The organism is Terrabacter sp. Soil811 (assembly GCF_001429655.1).
GTDB lineage: Bacteria > Actinomycetota > Actinomycetes > Actinomycetales > Dermatophilaceae > Terrabacter.
Map to the genome: position 1 here is coordinate 939,743 of NZ_LMSX01000008.1, position 21,540 is coordinate 961,282.

Annotated in this window: 20 protein-coding genes, 1 tRNA gene and 1 riboswitch; of the genes, 2 read left to right on the top strand and 19 right to left on the bottom strand. The window is 71.6% G+C overall.

What is annotated here, in order from left to right; genetic code table 11:
• Positions 1-12: 12 nt before the first annotated feature.
• The 11 genes from ASH01_RS14755 to ASH01_RS14805 all read right to left on the bottom strand — a co-directional run bounded on the left by ASH01_RS14755 (position 13) and on the right by ASH01_RS14805 (position 11,110).
• Positions 13-1,500, bottom strand: a complete 1,488-nt coding sequence (locus tag ASH01_RS14755) for a hypothetical protein (protein WP_056777134.1) — start codon at positions 1,498-1,500, stop codon at positions 13-15.
• A 106-nt stretch (positions 1,501-1,606) separates the two neighbouring features.
• The gene (gcvP, locus tag ASH01_RS14760) at positions 1,607-4,534 is read right to left on the bottom strand and encodes an aminomethyl-transferring glycine dehydrogenase (protein ID WP_082619853.1); all 2,928 of its coding nucleotides are present in this window, start codon (positions 4,532-4,534) and stop codon (positions 1,607-1,609) included.
• 77 nt (positions 4,535-4,611) lie between these two features.
• Positions 4,612-4,711: riboswitch (glycine riboswitch) on the bottom strand.
• 109 nt (positions 4,712-4,820) lie between these two features.
• Positions 4,821-5,405 carry a MerR family transcriptional regulator gene (locus ASH01_RS14765; RefSeq protein ID WP_056777137.1) on the bottom strand — a complete coding sequence of 195 codons (585 nt, stop codon included), beginning with the start codon at positions 5,403-5,405 and terminating at the stop codon, positions 4,821-4,823.
• A gap of 213 nt (positions 5,406-5,618) precedes the next feature.
• A complete protein-coding gene (locus ASH01_RS14770) occupies positions 5,619-6,137 on the bottom strand; it encodes a bifunctional nuclease family protein (protein ID WP_056777139.1) in 519 nt (172 codons plus the stop codon).
• A 40-nt stretch (positions 6,138-6,177) separates the two neighbouring features.
• Complete coding sequence (ftsR, locus tag ASH01_RS14775) at positions 6,178-6,903, bottom strand: transcriptional regulator FtsR (RefSeq protein ID WP_056777140.1); 726 nt, start codon at positions 6,901-6,903, stop codon at positions 6,178-6,180.
• On the bottom strand, positions 6,900-7,370 hold the full coding sequence (locus ASH01_RS14780; RefSeq protein WP_056777143.1) for an FHA domain-containing protein: 471 nt from the start codon (positions 7,368-7,370) through the stop codon (positions 6,900-6,902). The genes ftsR and ASH01_RS14780 overlap by 4 nt, the downstream gene beginning before the upstream one ends.
• A gap of 106 nt (positions 7,371-7,476) precedes the next feature.
• Positions 7,477-7,866, bottom strand: coding sequence for a glycine cleavage system protein GcvH (gene gcvH, locus ASH01_RS14785; protein ID WP_056777145.1), 390 nt, complete (start codon positions 7,864-7,866; stop codon positions 7,477-7,479).
• A 187-nt stretch (positions 7,867-8,053) separates the two neighbouring features.
• A complete protein-coding gene (locus ASH01_RS14790) occupies positions 8,054-9,124 on the bottom strand; it encodes a DUF881 domain-containing protein (protein ID WP_056777148.1) in 1,071 nt (356 codons plus the stop codon).
• A 2-nt stretch (positions 9,125-9,126) separates the two neighbouring features.
• On the bottom strand, positions 9,127-9,459 hold the full coding sequence (locus tag ASH01_RS14795; protein WP_028785606.1) for a small basic family protein: 333 nt from the start codon (positions 9,457-9,459) through the stop codon (positions 9,127-9,129).
• Entirely contained in the window at positions 9,456-10,505 is a 1,050-nt protein-coding gene (locus ASH01_RS14800) for a DUF881 domain-containing protein (protein ID WP_056777151.1), read from the bottom strand. Before ASH01_RS14800 ends, ASH01_RS14795 begins: the two co-directional genes overlap by 4 nt.
• Positions 10,502-11,110, bottom strand: coding sequence for a CDP-alcohol phosphatidyltransferase family protein (locus ASH01_RS14805; RefSeq protein ID WP_235508646.1), 609 nt, complete (start codon positions 11,108-11,110; stop codon positions 10,502-10,504). The genes ASH01_RS14800 and ASH01_RS14805 overlap by 4 nt, the downstream gene beginning before the upstream one ends.
• Positions 11,111-11,268: 158 nt before the next feature.
• On the opposite strand from ASH01_RS14805, the gene ASH01_RS14810 reads away from it, so the two are divergent.
• Both ASH01_RS14810 and ASH01_RS14815 read left to right on the top strand, forming a co-directional pair.
• Entirely contained in the window at positions 11,269-12,693 is a 1,425-nt protein-coding gene (locus ASH01_RS14810) for a YibE/F family protein (RefSeq protein ID WP_056777156.1), read from the top strand.
• Between the two features lie 130 nt (positions 12,694-12,823).
• Positions 12,824-13,627, top strand: a complete 804-nt coding sequence (locus ASH01_RS14815) for an acyltransferase (RefSeq protein ID WP_304437916.1) — start codon at positions 12,824-12,826, stop codon at positions 13,625-13,627.
• A gap of 56 nt (positions 13,628-13,683) precedes the next feature.
• On the opposite strand, the gene ASH01_RS14820 is transcribed toward ASH01_RS14815, so the two are convergent.
• The 8 genes from ASH01_RS14820 to ASH01_RS14855 form a co-directional block, all read right to left on the bottom strand.
• A complete protein-coding gene (locus ASH01_RS14820; RefSeq protein WP_156415578.1) occupies positions 13,684-15,426 on the bottom strand; it encodes an Ig-like domain-containing protein in 1,743 nt (580 codons plus the stop codon).
• Positions 15,426-16,409, bottom strand: coding sequence for a hypothetical protein (locus ASH01_RS14825; protein WP_056777164.1), 984 nt, complete (start codon positions 16,407-16,409; stop codon positions 15,426-15,428). The genes ASH01_RS14820 and ASH01_RS14825 overlap by 1 nt, the downstream gene beginning before the upstream one ends.
• A 110-nt stretch (positions 16,410-16,519) precedes the next feature.
• The gene (locus ASH01_RS14830; RefSeq protein ID WP_156415579.1) at positions 16,520-17,023 is read right to left on the bottom strand and encodes a hypothetical protein; all 504 of its coding nucleotides are present in this window, start codon (positions 17,021-17,023) and stop codon (positions 16,520-16,522) included.
• Positions 17,024-17,304: 281 nt separating this feature from the next.
• Positions 17,305-17,378: transfer RNA gene (locus ASH01_RS14835), tRNA-Pro, on the bottom strand.
• Positions 17,379-17,476: 98 nt separating this feature from the next.
• Positions 17,477-18,976, bottom strand: a complete 1,500-nt coding sequence (der, locus tag ASH01_RS14840; RefSeq protein ID WP_056777170.1) for a ribosome biogenesis GTPase Der — start codon at positions 18,974-18,976, stop codon at positions 17,477-17,479.
• A gap of 12 nt (positions 18,977-18,988) precedes the next feature.
• Entirely contained in the window at positions 18,989-19,654 is a 666-nt protein-coding gene (locus ASH01_RS14845; protein WP_056777173.1) for a lysophospholipid acyltransferase family protein, read from the bottom strand.
• Positions 19,651-20,358: a (d)CMP kinase gene (gene cmk, locus ASH01_RS14850; RefSeq protein ID WP_056777177.1), complete on the bottom strand. Its 708-nt coding sequence runs from the start codon at positions 20,356-20,358 to the stop codon at positions 19,651-19,653. The genes ASH01_RS14845 and cmk overlap by 4 nt, the downstream gene beginning before the upstream one ends.
• A 59-nt stretch (positions 20,359-20,417) precedes the next feature.
• Positions 20,418-21,500, bottom strand: a complete 1,083-nt coding sequence (locus ASH01_RS14855) for a prephenate dehydrogenase (protein ID WP_056777178.1) — start codon at positions 21,498-21,500, stop codon at positions 20,418-20,420.
• Between the last annotated feature and the right edge of the window lie 40 nt (positions 21,501-21,540).

Consider the following 21,540-nt stretch of genomic DNA (forward strand, 5'->3'; position numbering starts at 1 on the left):
CCGCCGCTGCGGTCAGTCCCGGGGGAGTTCCCAGGTGTGCACAGGCTCGTTGGCCATCATGCCCTCGATGTAGTGACGCAGCATCTCGCGCAGGGCCTTGTCACGCGTCAGGCCGCGTGCCTCGAGGCGGGCCACGCACTCGGTCTGCCACCACGCGCCGTTGACACCGGTGAGGCAGCGCTGCTCGATGATCGTGAGGAAGCGGTCCCGCACGGCCGCCGAGACGCCCCACCGCTCGAGGCCCTCGTGGGCCATCGGGAGCAGGCGCCGCAGGACGAGCTCGGTGGCGGGCACGTCGCCGAGGCCGGGCCAGTAGGTGCGGGCGTCGATGCCGAGCCGGGCGCCCTCCTCGAAGTTCGACTCGGCGGCGGAGAAGCTCATCCGGGTCCACACCGGACGGTCCTCCTCCGCGAGCACCCGCATCGTGCCGTAGTAGAACGCGGCGTTGGCCATGACGTCGGCGATGCTCGGACCCGCCGGCAGGACGCGGTTCTCGACGCGCAGGTGCGGGCGGCCGCTGACGATGTCGTAGATCGGGCGGTTCCAGCGGTAGACCGTGCCGTTGTGCAGGCGCAGCTCGCGGAGCTCGGGCACCTCGCCCCGCTCGAAGACCTCCTCGGGCTCCTCGTCGTAGAGCTCGGGCAGCAGGGCCGGGAAGTAGCGGACGTTCTCCTCGAAGAGGTCGAAGATCGAGGTGATCCACCGTTCGCCGAACCAGACCCGGGGCCGCACGCCCTGGTTCTTCAGCTCGACCGACCGCGTGTCGGTGGCCTGGGTGAAGAGCGGGATGCGCGTCTCGGCCCAGAGCCGCTGCCCGAGGAAGAAGGGCGAGTTGGCGCCGAGGGCGAGCTGCGGTCCAGCGAGGACCTGGGCGGCGTTCCAGTGGTCGGCGAAGCGCTCCGGCTGGACCTGCAGGTGCAGCTGGATCGAGGTGCACGCCGACTCGGGTGCGAGGCTGTCGGAGTAGCGGGCGATCCGCTCGCCCGTCGGGCCCTCGAGCTCGAGCCAGACGTCCTCGCCGCGGGCGTCGAGGACGGCGTTGTTGAGGGCGGCGTAGCGGATGTTCTCGCTGATCCAGTCGCCCTCGAAGTGCTCGGGCATGACCGTCGGCAGGATGCCGATGGCGACGATGCCCGCGTGGGCCTCGGCGGCCTTGGCGGAGGCCCGGTTGAGGGACTCGCGCAGCAGCTGCTCGAGCTCGATGGCCGAGTCGCCCGGCAGGGGGCGCGGGTGGACGTTGAGCTCGATGTTGTAGCGCGCGAGCTCGGTCTGGTAGTCCTCGTCGGCGATCTGCTCGAGCACCGTCTTGTTGTCGAGCTTGGGCCCGAGGTCCTCGTTGACGAGGTTGAGCTCGATCTCGAGACCCGTCATGGGCCGGTCGAACTCGAACTCGCTCTTGCCGAGCATGCGTTCGAACACGTCGAGGTCGCGGCGCACCTTCTCCCGGTACTGCTGCCGCTGCTCGCGTGTGTACCTGGCCTGCTCGACGTCGGCTCCCACGTGCCGAGACAACCACACTCGGGGTCCCGGCGCGAGAGGCGCGCACGGACTGGTCACCACGGGGCCGGTCCTCGGCCCCGTGGTGACCAGTGTCGTGCGGGGCTGCTCAGCCCTCGAAGGCCTCCGGCGGCGGGCACGAGCAGACGAGGTTGCGGTCGCCGTAGGCGCCGTCGATGCGGCTGACCGGCGGCCAGTACTTGTCGGCGGCGTTGATGCCGACGGGGAAGGCGGCCTCGGTGCGCTCGTAGGGGTGGTCCCACTCCCCCGCGATGTTGAGGGCCGTGTGCGGCGCGTGCCGCAGCATGCTGTCGCCGACGGCGACCTCACCGGCTCGGATCGCCTCGATCTCGCCGCGGATCGCGATCATCGCGTCGCAGAAGCGGTCGAGCTCGTAGAGGTTCTCGGACTCGGTGGGCTCGACCATGAGCGTGCCCGCGACCGGGAAGCTCATCGTCGGCGCGTGGAAGCCGTAGTCGACGAGGCGCTTGGCGATGTCGTCGACGGTGACGCCGGTCTCGGCCGTGATCTGGCGCACGTCGAGGATGCACTCGTGCGCGACGAGGTCGTCGTGGCCGGAGTAGAGCACCGGGTAGTGCTCGCGCAACCGGGCGGCGATGTAGTTGGCGCCGAGGACGGCCATCTGGGTGGCGTGCCGCAGGCCCTCGCCGCCCATGAGCCGGACGTAGGCCCACGAGATCGGCAGGATGCTCGCCGAGCCGTAGGGGGCCGCGGAGACGGGACCGACCCCGGACTCGGGCCCGGCCTCCGCCGCGAGCGGGTGGTTGGGCAGGTGCGGGGCGAGGTGCGCGCGCACGGCCACCGGGCCGACCCCGGGACCGCCGCCACCGTGCGGGATGCAGAAGGTCTTGTGCAGGTTGAGGTGGCTGACGTCGGCGCCGAACGTGCCGGGCTGGGCGAGGCCCACGAGGGCGTTGAGGTTGGCGCCGTCGACGTAGACCTGGCCGCCGGCCTCGTGGACGAGCTCGCACAGCTCGGTGATCGTGTCCTCGTAGACGCCGTGCGTCGACGGGTAGGTCACCATGATCGCGGCGAGGTCGTCGCGGTGCGCCTCGACCTTGGCGCGCAGGTCGTCCATGTCGACGGTGCCGCCGGCAGCGGTCTTGACGACGACGACCCTGAGGCCCGCCATGACGGCCGAGGCCGCGTTGGTGCCGTGCGCGCTGGCGGGGATGAGGCAGACGCGGCGGTGCCCCTCACCCCTGGCCTGGTGGTAGGCGTGGATCGCGAGCAGCCCCGCGAACTCGCCCTGGGAGCCGGCGTTGGGCTGGAGCGACACCGCGTCGTAGCCGGTGATCTCGCACAGCCACGACGACAGGTCGTCGATGAGGGCGCGGATGCCCACGGTCTGCTCGGCCGGGGCGAAGGGGTGCAGGTTGGCGAACTCCGGCCAGGTCACCGCCTCCATCTCGGTGGTGGCGTTGAGCTTCATCGTGCACGACCCGAGCGGGATCATGCCCCGGTCGAGGGCGAAGTCGCGGTCGGACAGACGGCGCAGGTAGCGCAGCATCGCCGTCTCGGAGTGGTGCGCGTGGAAGACCGGGTGCGTGAGGAACTCGGACGTGCGCGTCAGCGCCTGGGGTATGCCGTGTGCCCCGGTCGCGCTCACGCCGGCGGTGACGTCGTCCGACGGCGTCACCCCGAAGGCGTCGATGACCGCGAGCACCGTTGCCGGCGTGGACGTCTCGTCGAGGCTCATCGACACACGGTCGGCGTCGACGCGCCAGACGTTGATGCCCCGGTCGGCGAAGGTCGTCGTGACCTCGTCGGCCCGACCGGGCAGCACGACCGTCAGGGTGTCGAAGAACGCCGTCGTCTCGACGTCGAGCCCGCCGTCGACGAGGGCGCCACGCAGCGCGGCCGTCAGACCGCTGATGCGCTGCGCGATGGCCACGAGGCCCGCGGGACCGTGCCACACGGCATACATGCTCGCCATGACGGCGAGGAGCACCTGCGCGGTGCAGATGTTGGACGTCGCCTTCTCGCGGCGGATGTGCTGCTCACGCGTCTGGAGGGCGAGGCGGTAGGCCTGGTGCCCCTCGGCATCGACCGAGACTCCGACGAGGCGACCGGGGATCTGGCGCTCGAGGCCGCGGTGGACGGCCATGTAGCCGGCGTGCGGGCCGCCGAAGCCCATCGGGACGCCGAAACGCTGCGCGCTGCCGACGGCGATGTCGGCGCCCCACTCCCCCGGCGCGCTGGCCAGGGTCAGGGCGAGCAGGTCGGCGCAGGCCGTGACGAGGCCCTTCGCCTCGTGGACGGCGGAGGTCAGCGGGGCCCAGTCGACGAGCTCGCCGGTGGCGTCGGGGTACTGCACCATCGCCCCCACGACGGCGCGGCCGCCTGCTGCTGCAGAGAGGGAGTCGCCGTCGCTGACGGCTCGGAGGTCGGCCACGGCGAGGGGCAGCCCGAGCGCCTCGGCGCGGGTGCGCATCACGGCGATCGTCTGCGGGAAGAGCCGCTCGTCGACGAGCACGACGGCGTCGGCCGGCGCCTTGCTCGCACGCCGCATGAGCGACATCGCCTCGGCGGCGGCGGTCGACTCGTCGAGGAGGGAGGACCCCGCCACGTCGAGGCCGGTCAGGTCGGTGACGACCGTCTGGAAGTTGAGCAGGGCCTCGAGCCGGCCCTGGGAGATCTCGGGCTGGTAGGGCGTGTAGGCGGTGTACCAGGCAGGGTTCTCGAGCACGTTGCGGCGCACGACCGGCGGGGTCACGGTGCCGTAGTAGCCCAGGCCGATGAGCGAGGTGAGGACGGTGTTGCGGGAGGCGAACCCACGCAGCTCCTCGATGACGGCGCTCTCGCTGGCGGCCGCCTCGATGCGCAGGGGCGACTCGGACCGGATGGCACCGGGGATGGCGCGGTCGCACATCGCGTCGAGGCTCGGCTGGCCGACGACCTCGAGCATGTGGCGCACGTCGTCGCCGGCTGGGCCGACGTGACGGCTGACGAAGTCGGCCATCACGGTCTCGGTGGACGTTCCGGTGGTGACGGGCACGAGCTGGTCGATCGACATGCGGGCTCCTGACGGGTTCGAGCGGACGACACACGCTCCCCGTCTGTCGAGCACCGTAGGGGTGCCTCCAGAGTTGCCTCGCCCGCGTGGTCCTGGCGCCTGAGAGGTTCCGGGGATGTTGCCCCTTCGGCGCCTCGCAGGTGCTGGGCACCCCGAGGACTCTCCCACGCAGGGTCGATCGGCACCCCCGAATCTACCAGCAGGTGGCCGGGGTCCCGGCACGGACGAGGCCCGGCCGGAGTGTCCGGTCGGGCCGTGTCGAACGGTCGTCGGCGAGGTGCCCGGGTCAGGCCAGTCGCCGGGCCTGGCGGCGCGCGTTCAGCTCGTCGTCGGGGTGGTCGGCCGGCGTGTCGTCGTCGGCCCGCTCGCTCGGCAGCTGGGCGAGCTCGCCCTCGACCTCGCGCCACACCCGACCGACGGCGATGCCGAAGACTCCCTGGCCTCCCTGGACGAGGTCGATGACCTCGTCGGCCGAGGTGCACTCGTAGACCGAGGCGCCGTCGCTCATCAGGGTGATCTGCGCCAGGTCCTCGACGCCGCGCTCGCGCAGGTGGCTGATGGCGACACGGATCTGCTGCAGCGAGACCCCGGTGTCGAGCAGTCGCTTGACGACCTTGAGCACGAGGATGTCGCGGAAGCCGTAGAGGCGCTGGGTGCCGGAGCCGGTCGCGCTGCGGACGGACGGCTCGACGAGACCCGTGCGGGCCCAGTAGTCGAGCTGTCGGTAGGTGATGCCGGCGGCCTTGCAGGCGGTCGGACCGCGGTAGCCGGTGTCCTCGGACAGCTCGGGCAGGTCGTCGGTGAACAGCAGGCCCTGGGACCCGGCGGGCATGACCCGACCGGCGTCGTGCGCGTCCTCGATGGCGGCCATGCCGTCCTCCTCCTGCTCAGGCTGCGAGCCGCGGTGGTGCGTGCGCGCAGACGACAACCGGATAACTACAGTCACGTCGTTCTCCTGACGGTAGGCCGCTACCCCCGTTCGGTCAATCACCCCGGGCACGAGCCGACGGCGTGTCGAGAAGCCGTCGGCAACGTTCAGGTACTACGTGAAGGTGAAGGTCTCACCGGAGTGCTGGCTCGACGGTCAGTCCGGCCGATCCGGCAGGTCGGGACGGTCGCCCTGCTCCTCCTCGGGCGCGGGGCCCTCGAAGTCCTCTGCGGACACGTGGTCGAGGAACTCCTTGAAGCGCTCGACCTCGTCGTCCTCCTCCGAGGAGACGACGATGGCCGCCTCGTCGAGGATGCCTGGTTCGACGAGGACCTTGGCGCCCGTGCGCAGGGCGAGAGCGATGGCGTCGCTGGCTCGCGAGCTGACCTCGGCCTTGCCGTCGATGATGAGCGCCGCGTGGAAGACGGAGTCCTTGAGGGCCACGATCCGCACCTCGGTCAGCTCGTGACCGAGCACCGACAGGACGTCGCGCATGAGGTCGTGGGTCAGCGGTCGCGGCGGCACGACACCCTGCTGGGCATAGGTGATCGCCGCGGCCTCGGCCGCACCGATCCAGATCGGCAGGTAGCGCCCGCCGTCCCGCTCACGCAGCAGGACGATCGGCTGGTTCGTGGGCATCTCGACGCGTACGCCCAGGACATCGACCTCTCTCACTCCTCCACCGTACCCCGGCACGTGGACGGTGGGGACGGCCTCAGCGGGACAGGCCGGCGCGGACCAGCGCGACGTGCAACGCGATGCAGGCAGAAGCGATCTCGCCCGCTCGCTCCTCCCGCGTGCCGCTCCCGGAACGCGTGGCCAGGACCTGGTCGACGAGGCCGATCTCGCGGTCGGCGGCGGTGCGGAACGGACGCAGGTGACGCGCCTCGAGGCCGTGTCCGGCGAGGGTCCGGGCTGCGGCGGCGATCGCCAGCGCATCGTGGCCGAAGTGGCCTTTCTCGTCGGGCTGGAGCAGTCCGTACGTCTCGAGGGCGAGCATCGTGTCGCGGTCGATGCCGGTCGCCTCGCGCAGCTCCGGGCCCGTGAGCGACACGTCGCTTCGAGCCGCCAGGTCGTGCGGTGTCGGGACCTCGGGGTCGGCCGAGGGCGCGGGCGGCCGGGGCCGGCCACCCGACTCCCCGCCGGGATCCGACAGACCACGGTCGAGCGCGTCGAGCGCCTCCCGGATGACCTTGAGCGGCCAGTAGCGGTCGCGCTGCGCGGACAGGATGTAGTGCAGCCGGCGCACGTCGTCGTCGGTGTAGGTGCGGTAGCCCGATGCTGTGCGGTGCGGCAGCACCAGACCCTCGGCCTCGAGGAAGCGGATCTTCGACGCGGTGACGTCGGGGAAGTCCTCGGAGAGGGCCGCCAGCACCTTGCCGATCGTCAGACGGCGGGGTGTCGGCGCTCCCCCGTCGCCGGCCACCGTGGCTGCGGTCATGCGGGTGATTGCTGGGGCGCTCCGGACGAGTAGTAGACGAGGCGGAACTTGCCGATCTGGACCTCGTCACCCTGGTGCAGGGGCGCCTCGTCGATCCGCTCGCGGTTGACGTAGGTGCCGTTGAGGGAGCCGGCGTCGCGGACGACGTAGCCGCCACCCTGCGCGACGAACGCCGCGTGCTTGCGCGACACGGTGACGTCGTCGAGGAAGATGTCGGAGTCCGGGTGTCGGCCGGCGGCCACCTCCTGGTCGTCGAGCAGGAAGCGGGCGCCCGTGTTGGGACCGCGGAGCACGACGAGCAGGGCGGTCCCGGGTCGCAGGGCCTCGATGGTGGCCTGGTCCTCGGCCGTGAGGCCCCGGGCGTCGACGGTGTCGACGTGGTCGCTGTCCAGCGACGGCACGCCTTGGAACCGCATGGTGCGGGGTTCGACGTTCATGTCGTCGGGGTCGGGCAGGTCGCTCGACATGCGGTCCTCCTCTGTGGTGCGGGCGGATTCGGGTCCATCCACTCTAGTTGACCCGGACGGGTCGGAGCCTGCCCCAGCACGGCGGCGGACAGGCTGCTGTCGGGCGTCAGGACAGCGACGCGGTGTACGTCGAGGCGTCCAAGAGCCCCTCGACGGCCGAGGGGTCGGCCAGGCGTAGCTCGAACATCCAGCCCTCACCGTAGGGGTCGGAGTTGATCAGCTCGGGTGAGGAGTCCAGGGCGGCGTTGGTGGCCGTCACCTCGCCCTCGAGGGGGGCGTAGACGTCGCTGACCGACTTCGTCGACTCGACCTCGCCACACGAGTCCCCGGGCGTCACGGTGTCGCCGACGGCCGGCAGGGACACGTAGACGACGTCGCCCAGCGCGTCCTGGGCGAAGGACGTGATGCCGATGCGGACCACTCCGTCGTCGCCGACGCGGACCCACTCGTGGTCGCTGGTGTAGCGCAGGTCGGAGGGGTAGTCCAGGTCGCTCATGTCGCTCCTTCGTCAGTGGACGGCCCCGGTCGGGGTCGCGGTGGATGCGCGTGCTGCTGGGCGCTGGTGTCGCCGGCGATGCGGTGGCACCTGAGAGGATGCCATGCCCGCGCGACGAGCGCAGGAAGTGGGCCCCACTGAGTGCCGCAGCGGTTGGTCGCGCGTCGTCGCCGGCGCCCCGGTGCCGTCACTCGACGGGCTTCGCGTGGGTCATCTCGGCCGGTCGGTGCAGCGAGGTGATCTCGACGAGGCTCGACTCGGTGACGCTGGCCTCGGCGCCCTTCTGCCGCACGGACTCGACGATGCCGCCGGGGATCGTCATCGCCGACGAGAGCGTCTTCGAGTCACCGATCACCTTGATCACGAGGGGCCGGGTCACCTGCACCCCGTCGACGAGGATCTCGCCGTCCCGGTCGCCGACGAACGACGAGGCCACGACGCGGACACCGCCGACGTCGATCGACTCGGCGCCCGCGTCCCGGAGCTCCTGGATGATGTCGAGGACGATCGGACCGGTCACGGCGTTGGTCGGGTCCGTGATGCGCAGCGTGATGCCGGGACCCTTGGCCGCGAGGGTGCCGGCCAGGATACCGAGGGTGTCGACGCGTTTCTGTGCCTGCTCTAGGGCCTCGGCCGCGGTGCCCGTGCCGTTCTTGAGCCGGTCGCGGGTGGACTCGAGCTCGCGCACCTGCTGGTCGAGGCGGGAGGAGCGCAGCGAGATGTCGTCGAGCACCCGGACGAGGTCGGTCTGGCTCAGCTCGTCGAGCCCGCGCTGGTTGGTCAGCTGCACCTGGGCCGCGATGCCGGCACCGAGGAGCACGGCCAGCAGGGCCGCCAGCAGGTTGGCCCGGGTGGCGCGCGGGCTGCTCATCTTGAGCAGGCGCGTCCACGCGGCCTGCCCCTCGACGGGCACCCGGCTCGTCCCGGTCTCGGGCGCGCCGGATGACGTGATCTCGAGCGAGGGCGCCTCGGACGACGGTGCGTCGGGCGACCGTGAATCGCCGGCACCGGCGTCGAGCACGGGAGCCGGAACCACGGCTGGTTGCGCTGACGGCTCCAAGGGCGACTCGAGCGCGGGCTCGGTCGGCGGCTCGGGAGTGGCCTCGGGAGTCGACTCACGAAGCGACTCACGAACCGGCTCGGTCGGCGTCTCCGGAGCCGGGGCGCTGTCGGTGGCCTTCCCCTCTGCGGCGTCGACGAGCGGCTCCGGCCGGTCGACAGGAGTGGGAGCGGGACGACCCTTCTTGCGCTTGCCCATGTTCAGGCCTTGAACAGGTGCCGGCGGATCGAGGCCACGTTGGAGAAGATCCGCACGCCGAGGACGACGACGACACCGGTGGAGAGCTGCGACCCGACGCCGAGCTGGTCGCCGAGGAAGACGATGAACGCGGCGACGACGACGTTGGACAGGAAGGAGACGACGAAGACCTTGTCGTTGAAGATGCCGTCGAGGATCGCGCGGATGGCACCGAAGACGGCGTCGAGAGCGGCGATGACCGCGATCGGCAGGTAGGGCTGGAGCCACACAGGCACCGAGGGATCGAGGAAGAGCCCCACCGCGAGTCCGGCCAGAAGGCCGAGAACTGGGATCACGAAGGGTTCTCCTGACTGGTCGGTGACGCCGGGCTGCCGGTGCCGGAGTCGGTGGTGCCGCTCGGGGTGTCCGAGGGCGAGCGCGTCGTCGACGTGCCCGTGCCGGTCGGGGCCACACCCGCACCCGCGCTCCGCTTCGGGGCAGTCGTGCCCTGCTGCAGCGTCGTGGCGCCCGGCGCGGTCGAGCCTACGGGCGGACCGACGGGTTCTGCGACCTCGAGCCGCACGGCCGAGTCTCCGGGCACGGTCAGGGAGTCGCTCCCGGCCATGATCGACCGGATCTTGTACTCGTCGGTCAGCTGCGAGAGGTAGAGCCCCGCGAACGAGGGCTCGAAGAGCTGCTGCATGCCCTGGGAGTCGCCGAGGGCGGTGATGACGTAGGGCCGTGACAGCGGTCGGAAGTCGACGATGATCGCCTGTCCGGCGAACCGGATGGCGGCCGTGGAGCTGAGCCGGTGCCCATTGATGGAGATGGCCTCGGCTCCGGCCCCCCAGAGGCCGTTGACGATGATCTGGAGGTCGCCGGAGGTCACCCGTCCCTCCTGGAACCCGCTGCTCGGGCGGCTCCCCGCGTCGGCGCCGGCGTCGGTCGAGGCGGCGTCGTCGAGGGTCAGCGTCAGCCCGGGCCCGGTGAGGGGCACGGCTCCGGCCTGGACCTCGAGGTCCTTGATGGTGCTCGTGAGGTCGGTGCCGCCCGACTGCTGGAGGGCGAGGGCCTCGTAGTCACGCACCTGCTTGCCGAGGGCGGCCACCTTGGCCTCCTGGTCGGTCCCATGCTTCTGCAGCGCCTCGATGCGCGTGACGAGCTCCTTCTTCACGGCCGCGGCAGCGGTCGGCTTCGGACGCAGCGACTGCGCCGCCACGGCGAAGAGGAAGCCGGTGAGGATCGCCAGGACGACGACGAGGACGGTGCGCGTAGAGGTGGCTCCGGGCAGCCCGGCCGCGACCCGTCGGTCGGCGGCCTCCTGGTAGCCCGCGTCGAGGGGCCGCTCCATCATCGTGGTCAGCAGCGTCATCGACTCGTCCGGACGTCTCTCGGGGCTCACGGGGTCACCACCCGGGGGCGCTGCGCCAGCACGAGGCGGGCGTGGACGGCATACAGCACGGCGGCGAGCCAGTAGAGGACGACGCCCCACCACGCGAAGCCCCAGCCGATGGGGCGGACGAGGTCGCCGAGCCAGTCGTCACGGTGCGCGAGGAGCAGCAGGGGGAAGGCGTAGAGCAGGTTGAACGTCGCGGCCTTGCCGACGAAGTGAACGGGCAGGCCGAGCTGTCCCTTGCTGCGCAGGTAGAGCAGCATCAGCGCCATGACGACCTCGCGGGCGAGGAGCACGACGACGAGCCAGACCGGGATGATCTCGCGCCACATGAGCCCGACGAGGGTCGTGAGGATGTAGAGCCGGTCGGCGATGGGGTCGAGGAACTGGCCCAGGCGACTCTCCATGTTGAACCGACGGGCGATCTTGCCGTCGAGGTAGTCGGTGACGCCCGAGAACAACAGCAGCAAGAAGGCCAGCCCGTCGCGCTCCGAGACGATCGCCCAGAGGAAGACGGGCACGCCGAGAAGCCGAAGCACCGACAGCACGTTGGGGATCGTCATCAGGCGCTCCGTCACGACGTGCTCGCGCTCCCCCGCTCTCTCGACCTCCACGGCGGCAAGCCTAACGGGCGTCCGGAGGGGCCGAGATGCGTGCCCGGCATCGATCCGGACACGACCCCTCGTCGAGCGAGGACGGAGTCCGCGCGGAACGTGCGAGGGGCGGTGCCGCGGGTGCGTCCCCGCCGGTCTGCTCTGGCACACTCGGCACCATGCCCGGCGGACACTCACACAGCCATGCCCACGGAGCCCGTGCAGCGTCCGGCACCGTCGCCGTCAGCACGCTGGCCCGGGTCGGCCTCACCCTCCTGATCACGCTCGCTGCCGCGGCCACGATCTTCGGTCTCGTGCGCTACTGGCCGGCGGAGTCGCAGGCGGCCGTCCGGGTGGGCACGTCCGACTTCGCGGCTCCCGGGGTGACCTTTCCCGTCGCCGAGGTCCAGCGGGTCCTCCCGGTCTGCGAGGGTGCCGAGGGCAGCACGGCGGCCGGCCCCGCCGGCGGTCAGGGCGGTGACGTCGTCGATGGCAACCCGACCTGCGGCGCGATCACGGTGCAGCTCGAGCAACCCACCGCGACGTCCGGCGACGTGCGTCCGGTCGTGTCCGTCTCGGTGCCTCCCACGGTCTCCACGTCGGGCCTGCGCGAGGGCGACACCGTCATGCTGCTGCGGACCCCGCCACAGGACACCCAGCCCGAGACGTACTCCTTCCTCCAGGTGCAGCGCGGGGCTCCCCTGTCGCTCATGCTCGCGCTCTTCCTCGTCGTCGTGGCGGTGGTCGCGCGGTGGCGCGGGATCCTGGCTCTCGCCGGTCTCGTCTTCGGCGGCTTCGTCGTCGTCAAGTTCATGCTGCCGGCCCTGCTCGAGGGCCAGTCGGGGCTGCTCGTGGCCCTCATCGGCTCCTCGGCGATCATGTTCGTCGTGCTCTACCTCGCCCACGGGCTCTCGGTGCGGACGAGCACGGCCCTCGCCGGCACGCTCTTCGGCGTCGCGGTCACGGCCGGTCTGGGTCTGCTCGCCGTCGACCTGGCACGCCTCAGCGGGGTCGCCAACGACGAGGGCGCCACCCTGGCCTCCTTCGTCACGACGATGAACCCGCGCGAGCTGCTGACGTGCGCGATCATCGTGGCCGGTCTGGGCGTCCTCAATGACGTGACGATCACGCAGTCCTCGGCCGTGTGGGAGCTGCGTGCGGCGGCCCCCTCGATGGGGCGACGGGCGCTCTTCCAGTCGGGCATGCGCATCGGGCGCGACCACATCGCCTCGACGATCTACACGATCGTCTTCGCGTATGCCGGTGCGGCGCTACCCGTGCTGCTCCTCCTCTTCCTCTACGAGCGGCCTGTGCTCGAGATGCTCCAGACGGAGTCGCTCTCGGAGGAGATCGTGCGCACGCTCGCCAGCGCCATCGGCCTCGTGCTCGCCGTACCCGTCACGACGGCGGTCGCGGCCCTCACCGTCGGTGCAGCGCGGACGCGTGCGCCGGTGGACGGCGACGGACGCGGCCGGGGTGAGCCGCGCACGGTCGACGAGTCGGAGCACCAGGGCCCCACCGCGGGTGACCTCGTCCGGGCTGCGAGCGGGCCGCCGGCACCCACGACGCGGGCCGAGGCACGCTCGAGAATGTCCTCCTCCTGACCGGTTCGTGCCGTCACCGAGGGACCGGCACCACCCGCGACGGGCATCTGCGCAGGTCACCTCGCAGCTCGAGTCTGCCCGCGCTCGTCGGGCTTTCAACCAGTTCTCAGCAACCACTAGGCTCGCCGCCATGAACCATGTGACGACCCTCGAGGCGTACGACGACGACCGGGGGAACCGCATCGAGTTCAGCGGGAGCGTCGACAAGAACATCCGGGTGAAGTTCAAGGGACGCAACAACGTCCTGCGTGTCGCGAGCCAGCAGAACATCGCCCAGCTCTTCGTCGACTTCGACTGCGACGACGGCCTCGTGGAGATCGGCAGCAGCCGCGGCGTGCCGGGTCTGCGCGCGGCGATCCGCGTCGGGGACGGCTGCCAGGTGCGCATCGGCAAGAACGTGTCGTCGACGACGACGGTGGCCATGTCGACGGCGGAGGGCACGTCGATCACGATCGGCGACGACGTCATGATCGCGTCCGACATCCAGATCCGCGCCGACGACGGCCACCCCATCTTCGACGTCCGCACCGGCAAGCGCGTCAACGCGGCCAGGTCGATCGTCATCGGCAACCACGTGTGGCTCGGCCTCGGCGCCTGCGTCCTCGGTGGCGTGACCATCGGCGACGGCACCGTCGTCGGCATGCGCTCGGTCGTGACGCGGTCCCTGCCCAACAACGTCGTCGGCGCGGGCTCACCGGCGAAGGTCGTCAAGCGGAACGTGGCCTGGGAGCGCCCGCACCTCACCCTCGACCCGCCCTACCGGAAGCCGACCGTGGCCTCGGTCAAGAAGTCGACCGACTACTGGACCCTGACCGTCGACCCCGGCAGCAGGCCGTCACGGAGCCGCGAGATCTACGCCGGCGCCCGCCGACGCACGCGCCGGAGCCTCAAGGCCGTCCGGGCCAGGGCCGACGCGCTGACCCGTCGCGCCTGAGCCCTCGGGGACTCGGACTACTCCGGGGACTCCGGGGACTCCGGGGAGGCTGACGCTCAGGAGACCGTCAGCACCGCGGTCCACGTCGACCCACCGGCCTCGGTGAACGTCACCGTGACGGAGGCGGGGTTCACGCCGTTCTTCGTCGCCGTCACCGTGGCGGACGAGGTCGTGGCGTTCGGGGCCACGGTGACGGTCCCTGCGCCGGCGGTCTTGCCCGACGAGGTCCAGCCGATGCTCTCGGTCGCGCCGCTGTAGGGCACCGGCGCCTGCGTGCTGCTCGCGAACCCGACGTTCGCCACGACGACCGCGTTGTTGCCGCCGGGCACCGTGCAGCTGTACGAGGAGCCAACCGTGCCGGTGCAGCTCGGAGTCACCGAGGTGCCACCCACGGTGACGTTCGAGAAGACGAGCCCAGCCGCCTGGCCGTTGACGACCCCCTGGCTCAGCGATGCGGACGTCGACGCCGAGTGGTTCGTCGTGCCGGCATACGCCGCCGTGACCGACCGGGTGCCGGTCGTCGTGAAGGTCGTCGTGCAGGTGGCGACACCCGACGCGCTGAGGGTCTGTGTGCCGGACGAGCAGCTGATCACGGTCGAGCCGTCCTTGAAGGTCACGGTGCCGGTCGGCACTCCCCCGCCGGGAGCCGTGGCCGCCACGGTCGCGGTGTAGGTGACGCTCTGGCCGCTCCGGACCGTCTGCGCCGAGGTCGTCAGGGTGGTCGTCGTGGCCGCCGGCCCGACGACCTGGTTGACGGTCGGCGAGGTGGACGTGAGGTGGTCGGCCGAGCCGGAGTAGACGGCGGTGACGCTGCGCGTCCCGGCAGCGGTGTGGGTCACCACGCAGGTCGCCGATCCGGAGCCGAGGGTCTGCGTGCCGCCCGCGCAGGCCAGGGGCGTCGAGCCGTCCTTGAAGGTGACCGTCCCGCTCGGGGCGCCGCCTCCGGGCGCGGACACCGACACGCTGGCCGTGTAGGTCACGGGCTGACCGACGGCCGAAGGGTTCGCCGACGACGTGAGTGACGTCGTCGTCGATGCCGGGGCGACGACCTGCGACAGCGAGGACGACGACGATGCCGCGTACGGTGCCGACCCGGCATACGCCGCCGTGATCGACCGGGTGCCGGCGGACGCCTGGGGCACCGTGCACGTCGCGGTGCCGGAGCTGAGCGTCTGGGAGCCGCCGGCGCACGTGATCGCGGAGCCGCCGTCGCGGAACGCGACCGCCCCGGTCGGTGTCCCGGAGGCCGCGCTGACGGTGGCGGTGTAGGTCACGGACTGGCCCACCACCGACGGGTTGGCCGACGACGTCACCGAGGTGGTCGTGCCAACCGAGGCCAGGACGGTCACGGAGGCGCTCGATGCGCTCGTCGCCGTCCACCCGGAGCGCACGGCGACGACGGTGTAGCGGTAGCTCCCGTCAGGCACCGACGCGTCGTTGCAGGATGTCGTGGCGAGGAGCGAGGAGGGCGACGTGCCGCAGGCGGCGACGGTGGCAGCGCTGCCGACGTCGGTGCGGTCGATGCGGTAGCCCGTGGGGGCCACCCCCGTCGTCGGCGCGGACCATGCGACGGACACGGTCGTGGCCCCGGCGGCTGCCGTGGCCGTGACCGACGTCGGGGCCGTGAGGGTTGCCGTCGGGGCCGTGCCGGCGCCGCGTCCGGTCACGGTCCAGGACGCCCAGGCAGTGCCGGACACCGTCATGAGCACCGCCAGCAGGACGGTGACGTGGAGGGCGCGCACGCCGCGGCTCGGGGCTGCACGGCGTGCGCGCGTCTTCGGGGGTGTCGGGGCAGGCATCAGTTGCTCGCCGTGCCCGACCACGTGAGCGCGAAGCTCTTGTTCTTGCAGACGTCCTGGTTGACGGTCGGCAGGTTGCGCAGGCGGATCTCCGCGGTCGCCACTCCCTGGTCGGGAAGGGTGACCGAGCCGCGGGACGCGACGAGCAGCACGGAGCTCGTCGTGACCGAGGGCTGGCGCAGCTCGAGGTTCGCTGCCGAGGTGCAGCCGGGCGGGGTGCTGTCGGCCGCGACGGCGACCGTCAGCGCCGAGACCCTGATGGTGACGGGGTTCGGGTTCGTGACCGTCACCGAGAGGGGACGCCACACGCCCGGCACGAGGTCACCGACGCTCCCCGCGACGGTGAAGGGCACGCCGCTCTCGGGCAGGCCCTTCTGGTACTTGAACGCGTAGGCCGTCGTCGCGGAGACGTTGCCCGCTGCATCGACGGCCTGGACGGCGAGCTGGTGCTGTCCGTTGTTCGAGGTGTCGATGACCCACGTCAGCGGCGACGTGCACGTGGTCCAGGGGCCGTTCTCGAGGGAGCAGCGGAACGCGGCCCCCGCCTCGGCGCTGGTCCAGCTCGCGGTGTTCGTGGCGTTGCTCGTGGGGTTCGCCGGCACCGTGGTCAGCACGGGAGCGGGCGGTGCCACGGTGTCGACGACCCAGTCGTAGGCCGTGGGGATGCTCTCCGTGCCGGCAACGACCGTCACGATGCTGAAGGTGTGCCTGCCCTGCGTGAGGCCGGTGTAGGTGACCGGGCTCGCGCACGCCGTGAAGGTGGACCCGTCGCGGGCGCACCGGAAGGCGGCACCCGACAGGGCCGCGAAGGCGAACGTCGCCGTCGTGCTGGCTGACGGGTCGGCCGGACGCGAGGTGATGACGGGGCTGACGACAGACTGACCCGAGGCCGCACGGGGCATCCCGTGGACCGTGACGAGGAGCGCGACGAAGACGCCGAGCAGCGCCAGGGCGGTGTGCCTGGCGTTCGTCGGCGTCTTCATGGGACTCCCCCGGTCGTGGTCGGTGCGGGCCAGCGCTTTGTGCGGTCCTGCGAGGGACGCGGAAGGGGCGGGGCGCCGGGGTCGATGCGGCGTCCCACCCCTTCCGGGTCTCAGCTGGCGATGTAGTTGATGGTCACCGTGGCGCCCTTGCAGGCGTCCTGGCTCGTCGCCTTGTTGTTGAACTGCAGGGTGTAGTCGACGGTCGTCGTCGCGGCCGGCGCGAGGTCGACGGGAACGACGGAGAGCGACACGGCCGTGGCCTCGGTGAGCGGGGCCACGGCGCCGTTCAGCTTGTAGTCGCTGCCGTCGCAGTTCGACTTGTTCGTCGTGACGTAGGCCTTGACCGCCTGGATCTTGTAGTTCTCGGTGCCGGTGTTCTTGACCGTCGCCGTGATCGTCTGCGCCGAGTCGCCGGGGAACATCGCCGTCGCGCTGCCGCCGGTGACGAGGAAGACGTTGTCGGCGCCGGCCCGCGTGGAGGCCGTGCCGCTTCCGCCACCAAGGCTCGTCCAGTAGGCGTAGGCGCCGCCGGCGGTTGCGAGGCCGATGACCCCGGCTGCGAGGAAGGCTGCGGACTTCTTCTTCTTGGAGCTGGACTTCTTCTGAGTGCGCATGGTGATCCCCATGACCTTCCCTCGAGTGGCTTTACCGGTTCTTGGTGTGCTGCTGAGGGAACAGTGACACGCGTTTCGGCCGATTCAGGGGCACCTCGGACAACGTTGCGCATACCTTGCGGGTTGCTTGTGGCCACGGCGGAGACCTTGCAGTGACGGCCGGGACACCTTGCACAACAAGCAGATTCAGACCCCGTCGACGGCACGCGCGACCAGCACGCGAGCGAGGGCACGACGAAGGGCCGCCCTCTCCGTGGAGAGTGCGGCCCTTCGTCGTTCGGTCGGGCTGACAGGATTTGAACCTGCGACCCCTTGACCCCCAGTCAAGTGCGCTACCAAGCTGCGCCACAGCCCGAATGCCCCTCGGGGCGAAAGGAACATTAGCGCACCGGATGCCGCTGGTCCCAATCGGCCCCCGGGAGCGGCCGTGTGCCCCGTCGGGACAGCGGCAGGTCAGCGCCGGCGCTTCTCGCGGACGCGGACCGAGACCTCGATCGGCGTGCCCTCGAAGCCGAACTGCTCGCGCAGGCGACGCTCGATGAAGCGGCGGTAGCCGGCCTCGATGAAGCCCGACGCGAAGATGACGAAGCGCGGCGGACGCGTCGAGGCCTGGGTCGCGAAGAGGATGCGGGGCTGCTTGCCACCACGCAGCGGGTGCGGGTGGGCGGCCACGATCTCGCCGAGGAAGGCGTTGAGCCGGCCGGTGGGGACACGGGTGTCCCACGACTCGAGGGCGGTCTCGATGGCGGGCACGAGGCGGTCCATGTGACGACCCGTGCGCGCGGAGACGTTGGCCCGGGGTGCCCACGGCACCTGGACGAGCTCCTTCTCGATCTCGCGCTCGAGGTAGTAGCGGCGCTCCTCGTCGAGGGTGTCCCACTTGTTGTACGCGATGACGAGGGCTCGGCCCGAGTCGATGACCTGCTGCACGACACGGATGTCCTGCTCGGCGATGGGCTCCTCGGCGTCGATGAGCACGACGGCCACCTCGGCCTTCTCCAAAGCCGTCTGGGTGCGCAGCGACGCGTAGAAGTCCGCGCCCCGGCTCTGGTGGACGCGGCGCCGGATGCCGGCGGTGTCGACGAAGCGCCAGGTCTTGCCGCCGAGCTCGATGAGCTCGTCGACCGGGTCACGCGTGGTGCCGGCCACGTTGTCGACGACGACGCGCTCGGACCCCGCGAGACGGTTGAGCAGGCTCGACTTGCCGACGTTGGGGCGCCCGACGAGCGCCACCCGCCGCGGACCACCCTGGGCGTACGCGCCGTGCGCGGACACGTCGGGCAGCACCTCGAGCACGGCGTCGAGGGCGTCGCCGCTCCCGCGGCCGTGCACGGCGGACACCGGGAACGGCTGGCCGAGGCCGAGGCTCCACAGCATCGCCGCGTCGGCTTCGCCGCGCTGGTCGTCGACCTTGTTGGCCACGAGCACCACCGGCTTGCCGGAGCGGCGCAGCAGCTTGACGACCGCCTCGTCGTCGTCCGTCGCGCCGACCGTGGCGTCGACGACGAACATGACGACGTCGGCGAGGTCGATCGCGATCTCGGCCTGCTCGGCGACGCGCAGGTGGATGCCTGTGGCGTCCGCCTCCCAGCCGCCGGTGTCGACGATGGTGAAGCGGCGCCCGCCCCACTCGGCCTCGTAGGAGACGCGGTCACGCGTCACACCCGGCACGTCCTCGACGACGGCCTCGCGGCGCCGCAGGATGCGGTTGACCAGGCTCGACTTGCCCACGTTGGGTCGGCCGACCACGGCCACGACGGGCAGCGGGCCCTGCCCCGCGCCGTCGTCGGAGATCGGCCCCTGGGCGTCGAGCAGCGCCTGGTCCTCGGGGCTGAGCTCGAAGTCGTCGAGCCCGGCGCGCAGGGCGCGCTCCACGGCGGCGTCGTCGACGGAGGGGTCGGCGGTCGAGATCGGAGCGCCCTCGTCGATGGGGCGGGCGGTCTCGTCAGTCACGGTGTCCTCGAATCAGTGAACGTCTGTTGAGGAACCATTCTCCACCCGCGAGCGGCGTACATGTGACGCGAGGGCGTCCCGCAGGTGGTCACTGGCCAGCCGGAGACGGTCCCGACCGGGCGCAGAGGGGTCGACGACGAGCCGGAACGGGTCCCCGAAGTCGACGACAAGCCGCGACCGGAAGGCCGGCCAGTCGTCCTTCGTCGCGCCCGGGATGCGCGTCCCGCTGACCGCGACCGGCACGATCTGCGCGTCGGTGCGCAGCGCGATCCAGGCGGCCCCGTGGTTGACCTGGTGGACCTCACCGTCACCGCGGTTGCCCTCGGGAAAGATCCCGACCGCACCCCCGCCCTCGAGGACGGCGCTGGCCGAGGCCAACGCCGCGCGGTCCCCGACGGAGCGGTCGATGGGGATCTGGCCGACGTTGCGGATCGTCCAGCCCCAGAAGCCCGAGAAGGCCTCCTGCTTGACGAGGAAGCTCACGGCGCGCGGCGCCAGGCCGAAGACGAGGGGCCCGTCGAGGAACGCCGCGTGGTTGGCGACGAGGATGACCGGCCCCGTGAGCGGCACCCGCTCGGGGTGCAGGGCCAGGCCCCGGTAGAGGGTGCTGAAGATGACCTTGCCGATCGGGCGGCCGATCCGGGCCCGGTTCGGATGGGGAGCGACCGCCTGGCTCATGCCCGGGCCGCTTCGACCACCTGGAGCACCGCCTCGACCGAGCCCTCGAAGTCGAGGTGGGACGTGTCGATCGTCGTGACGCCGTCGGCGGCCACGGTGAACTCCGACACGGCGGAGTCGGCCTTGTCGCGGTCGACGATCTGCGACCGGGTCGCCGCGACGGCGTCGGCGTCGGCGGCCCCGTGCAGCTCGGTCGAGCGTCGTGCGAGGCGGGCCTCCTCGGACGCGGTGAGCAGGATGCGCACGGGCGCGTCGGGGGCGACCACAGTCGTGATGTCCCGTCCCTCGGCGACGACGCCACCGGTGGCCGCGGCAGCCTCGGAGATGAGGCGGCGCTGGAGGACCCGCAGGATCTCGCGCACGGGGATGACGGTGGCGACCGCGGAGACGCTGGTCGAGATCCCCGTCTCGCGGATGGCACCGGCGACGTCGGTGCCGCCGACCTCCACGGTAGGCGCGTCGGGATCCGTGCCGATGGACAGCGGAAAGCCTTGCGCCGCAGCGGTGATCGCGTCGGCATCGGTCAGGTCCACACCCTCGTGGAGGCACCACCACGTGAGGGCGCGGTACATCGCGCCGGTGTCGAGGTAGCCGTAGCCGAGGGACCGGGCCACCTGCTTGCTGACGCTCGACTTGCCGGACCCCGAGGGACCGTCGACAGCGATGACGAAACCGGACAGGGGGTCCTCGGGGGTCTGCGACATGCGGACGAGGATAGTGCCTCGACCGGGCCGTCCCCGGCCCCGCCCGAGGGGCGGCGCCGTCAGTCGTGCACGCGCCAGCCGAGGCGGGCCAGCTCGGCTCGCAACGGCTCGACGGACGCGGGCACGACCGAGATCTCGGCGACGCCGACGGCCTGCCCGAGCCCGTGCTCGAGGTGGAGGTCCTCGAGGTTGATGCCGGCATGGCCGACGTCCGTGAGCAGCCGGGCCAGTGATCCCGGCTCGTCGGGGACGACGACGGAGACGACCTCGTACGCGGCGGGAGCCGCACCGTGCTTGCCGGGGATCCGTGCGTGGCCGAGGTTGCCGGCCTCGAGGACCCGGCTCAGCGTGCCGAGCGAGCCGGCGCCGTCGGCGTCCACGAGGGTGTCGAGGGCCCCGACGACGTCGTCGACCTGGTCGCGGACGTGGCGCAGGACGTCGCGCACGGCGGGTGCGTTGCCGGCGAGGATCTGGGTCCACAGCCGTGGGTCGCTCGCCGCGATCCGGGTCACGTCGCGCAGTCCCTGGCCGGCGAGACCGACGGCGGACTCGGGCAGTTCGCGCAGGCACGCGGCGACGATGCTCGCCGCGAGCTGGGGCACGTGCGAGACGGCTGCCACGGCCTCGTCGTGCTCGTGGGCCGGCATGACCCGGACGGCGGAGCCGACGGCGAGGGCGAGCTCCCTCACGCGACGCACCGCCGCGTCGGTCGAGGCCTCGTGCGGCACGACGACCCACGCCCGGCCGTCGAAGAGGTCGGCCCGGGCGGCTGCGGCGCCCGAGCGCTCGCGACCGGCCATCGGGTGTGACCCGACGTAGCGGCTCGCGTCGGCGCCCGAGTCGAGGACGACGCGGAGCACCGACTCCTTGACGGAGGCGACGTCGGTGACGACTGCGTCGGGCCACCGGCCCAGCGCGTCGACGACGACGCGAGCGGCGACGTCGGGCGGCGCCGCGACGACGACGACGTCCGGGGCGTCCGTCACGTCCTCGGCCATCTCGCCCGCCCGGAGGTCGCGCGCCAGCTGGACGGCCGTCGGTGACGGGTCGTCCAGCGACACCCGAAATCCGTTGTTGGACAGCGCGATCCCGAGACTGGTCCCGATCAGCCCAGCGCCGACGATGCGGACGTGCGTGCTCACCCCGTCAGCGTAGCGAGCCGGTCGTCCCGGGTCCGGGACG

Coding starts and splice junctions, on each gene's coding strand:
- ASH01_RS14830 (WP_156415579.1), bottom strand. CDS start 17,023: ATGCGCACTCAGAAGAAGTCCAGCTCCAAGAAGAAGAAGTCCGCAGCC.
- ASH01_RS14780 (WP_056777143.1), bottom strand. CDS start 7,370: ATGTCGAGCGACCTGCCCGACCCCGACGACATGAACGTCGAACCCCGC.
- ASH01_RS14815 (WP_304437916.1), top strand. CDS start 12,824: ATGAACCATGTGACGACCCTCGAGGCGTACGACGACGACCGGGGGAAC.
- gcvP (WP_082619853.1), bottom strand. CDS start 4,534: ATGTCGATCGACCAGCTCGTGCCCGTCACCACCGGAACGTCCACCGAG.
- cmk (WP_056777177.1), bottom strand. CDS start 20,358: ATGTCGCAGACCCCCGAGGACCCCCTGTCCGGTTTCGTCATCGCTGTC.
- ASH01_RS14790 (WP_056777148.1), bottom strand. CDS start 9,124: ATGGGCAAGCGCAAGAAGGGTCGTCCCGCTCCCACTCCTGTCGACCGG.
- ASH01_RS14845 (WP_056777173.1), bottom strand. CDS start 19,654: ATGAGCCAGGCGGTCGCTCCCCATCCGAACCGGGCCCGGATCGGCCGC.
- ASH01_RS14820 (WP_156415578.1), bottom strand. CDS start 15,426: ATGCCTGCCCCGACACCCCCGAAGACGCGCGCACGCCGTGCAGCCCCG.
- ASH01_RS14765 (WP_056777137.1), bottom strand. CDS start 5,405: ATGGCCGCCATCGAGGACGCGCACGACGCCGGTCGGGTCATGCCCGCC.
- ftsR (WP_056777140.1), bottom strand. CDS start 6,903: ATGACCGCAGCCACGGTGGCCGGCGACGGGGGAGCGCCGACACCCCGC.
- ASH01_RS14810 (WP_056777156.1), top strand. CDS start 11,269: ATGCCCGGCGGACACTCACACAGCCATGCCCACGGAGCCCGTGCAGCG.
- gcvH (WP_056777145.1), bottom strand. CDS start 7,866: ATGAGCGACCTGGACTACCCCTCCGACCTGCGCTACACCAGCGACCAC.
- ASH01_RS14825 (WP_056777164.1), bottom strand. CDS start 16,409: ATGAAGACGCCGACGAACGCCAGGCACACCGCCCTGGCGCTGCTCGGC.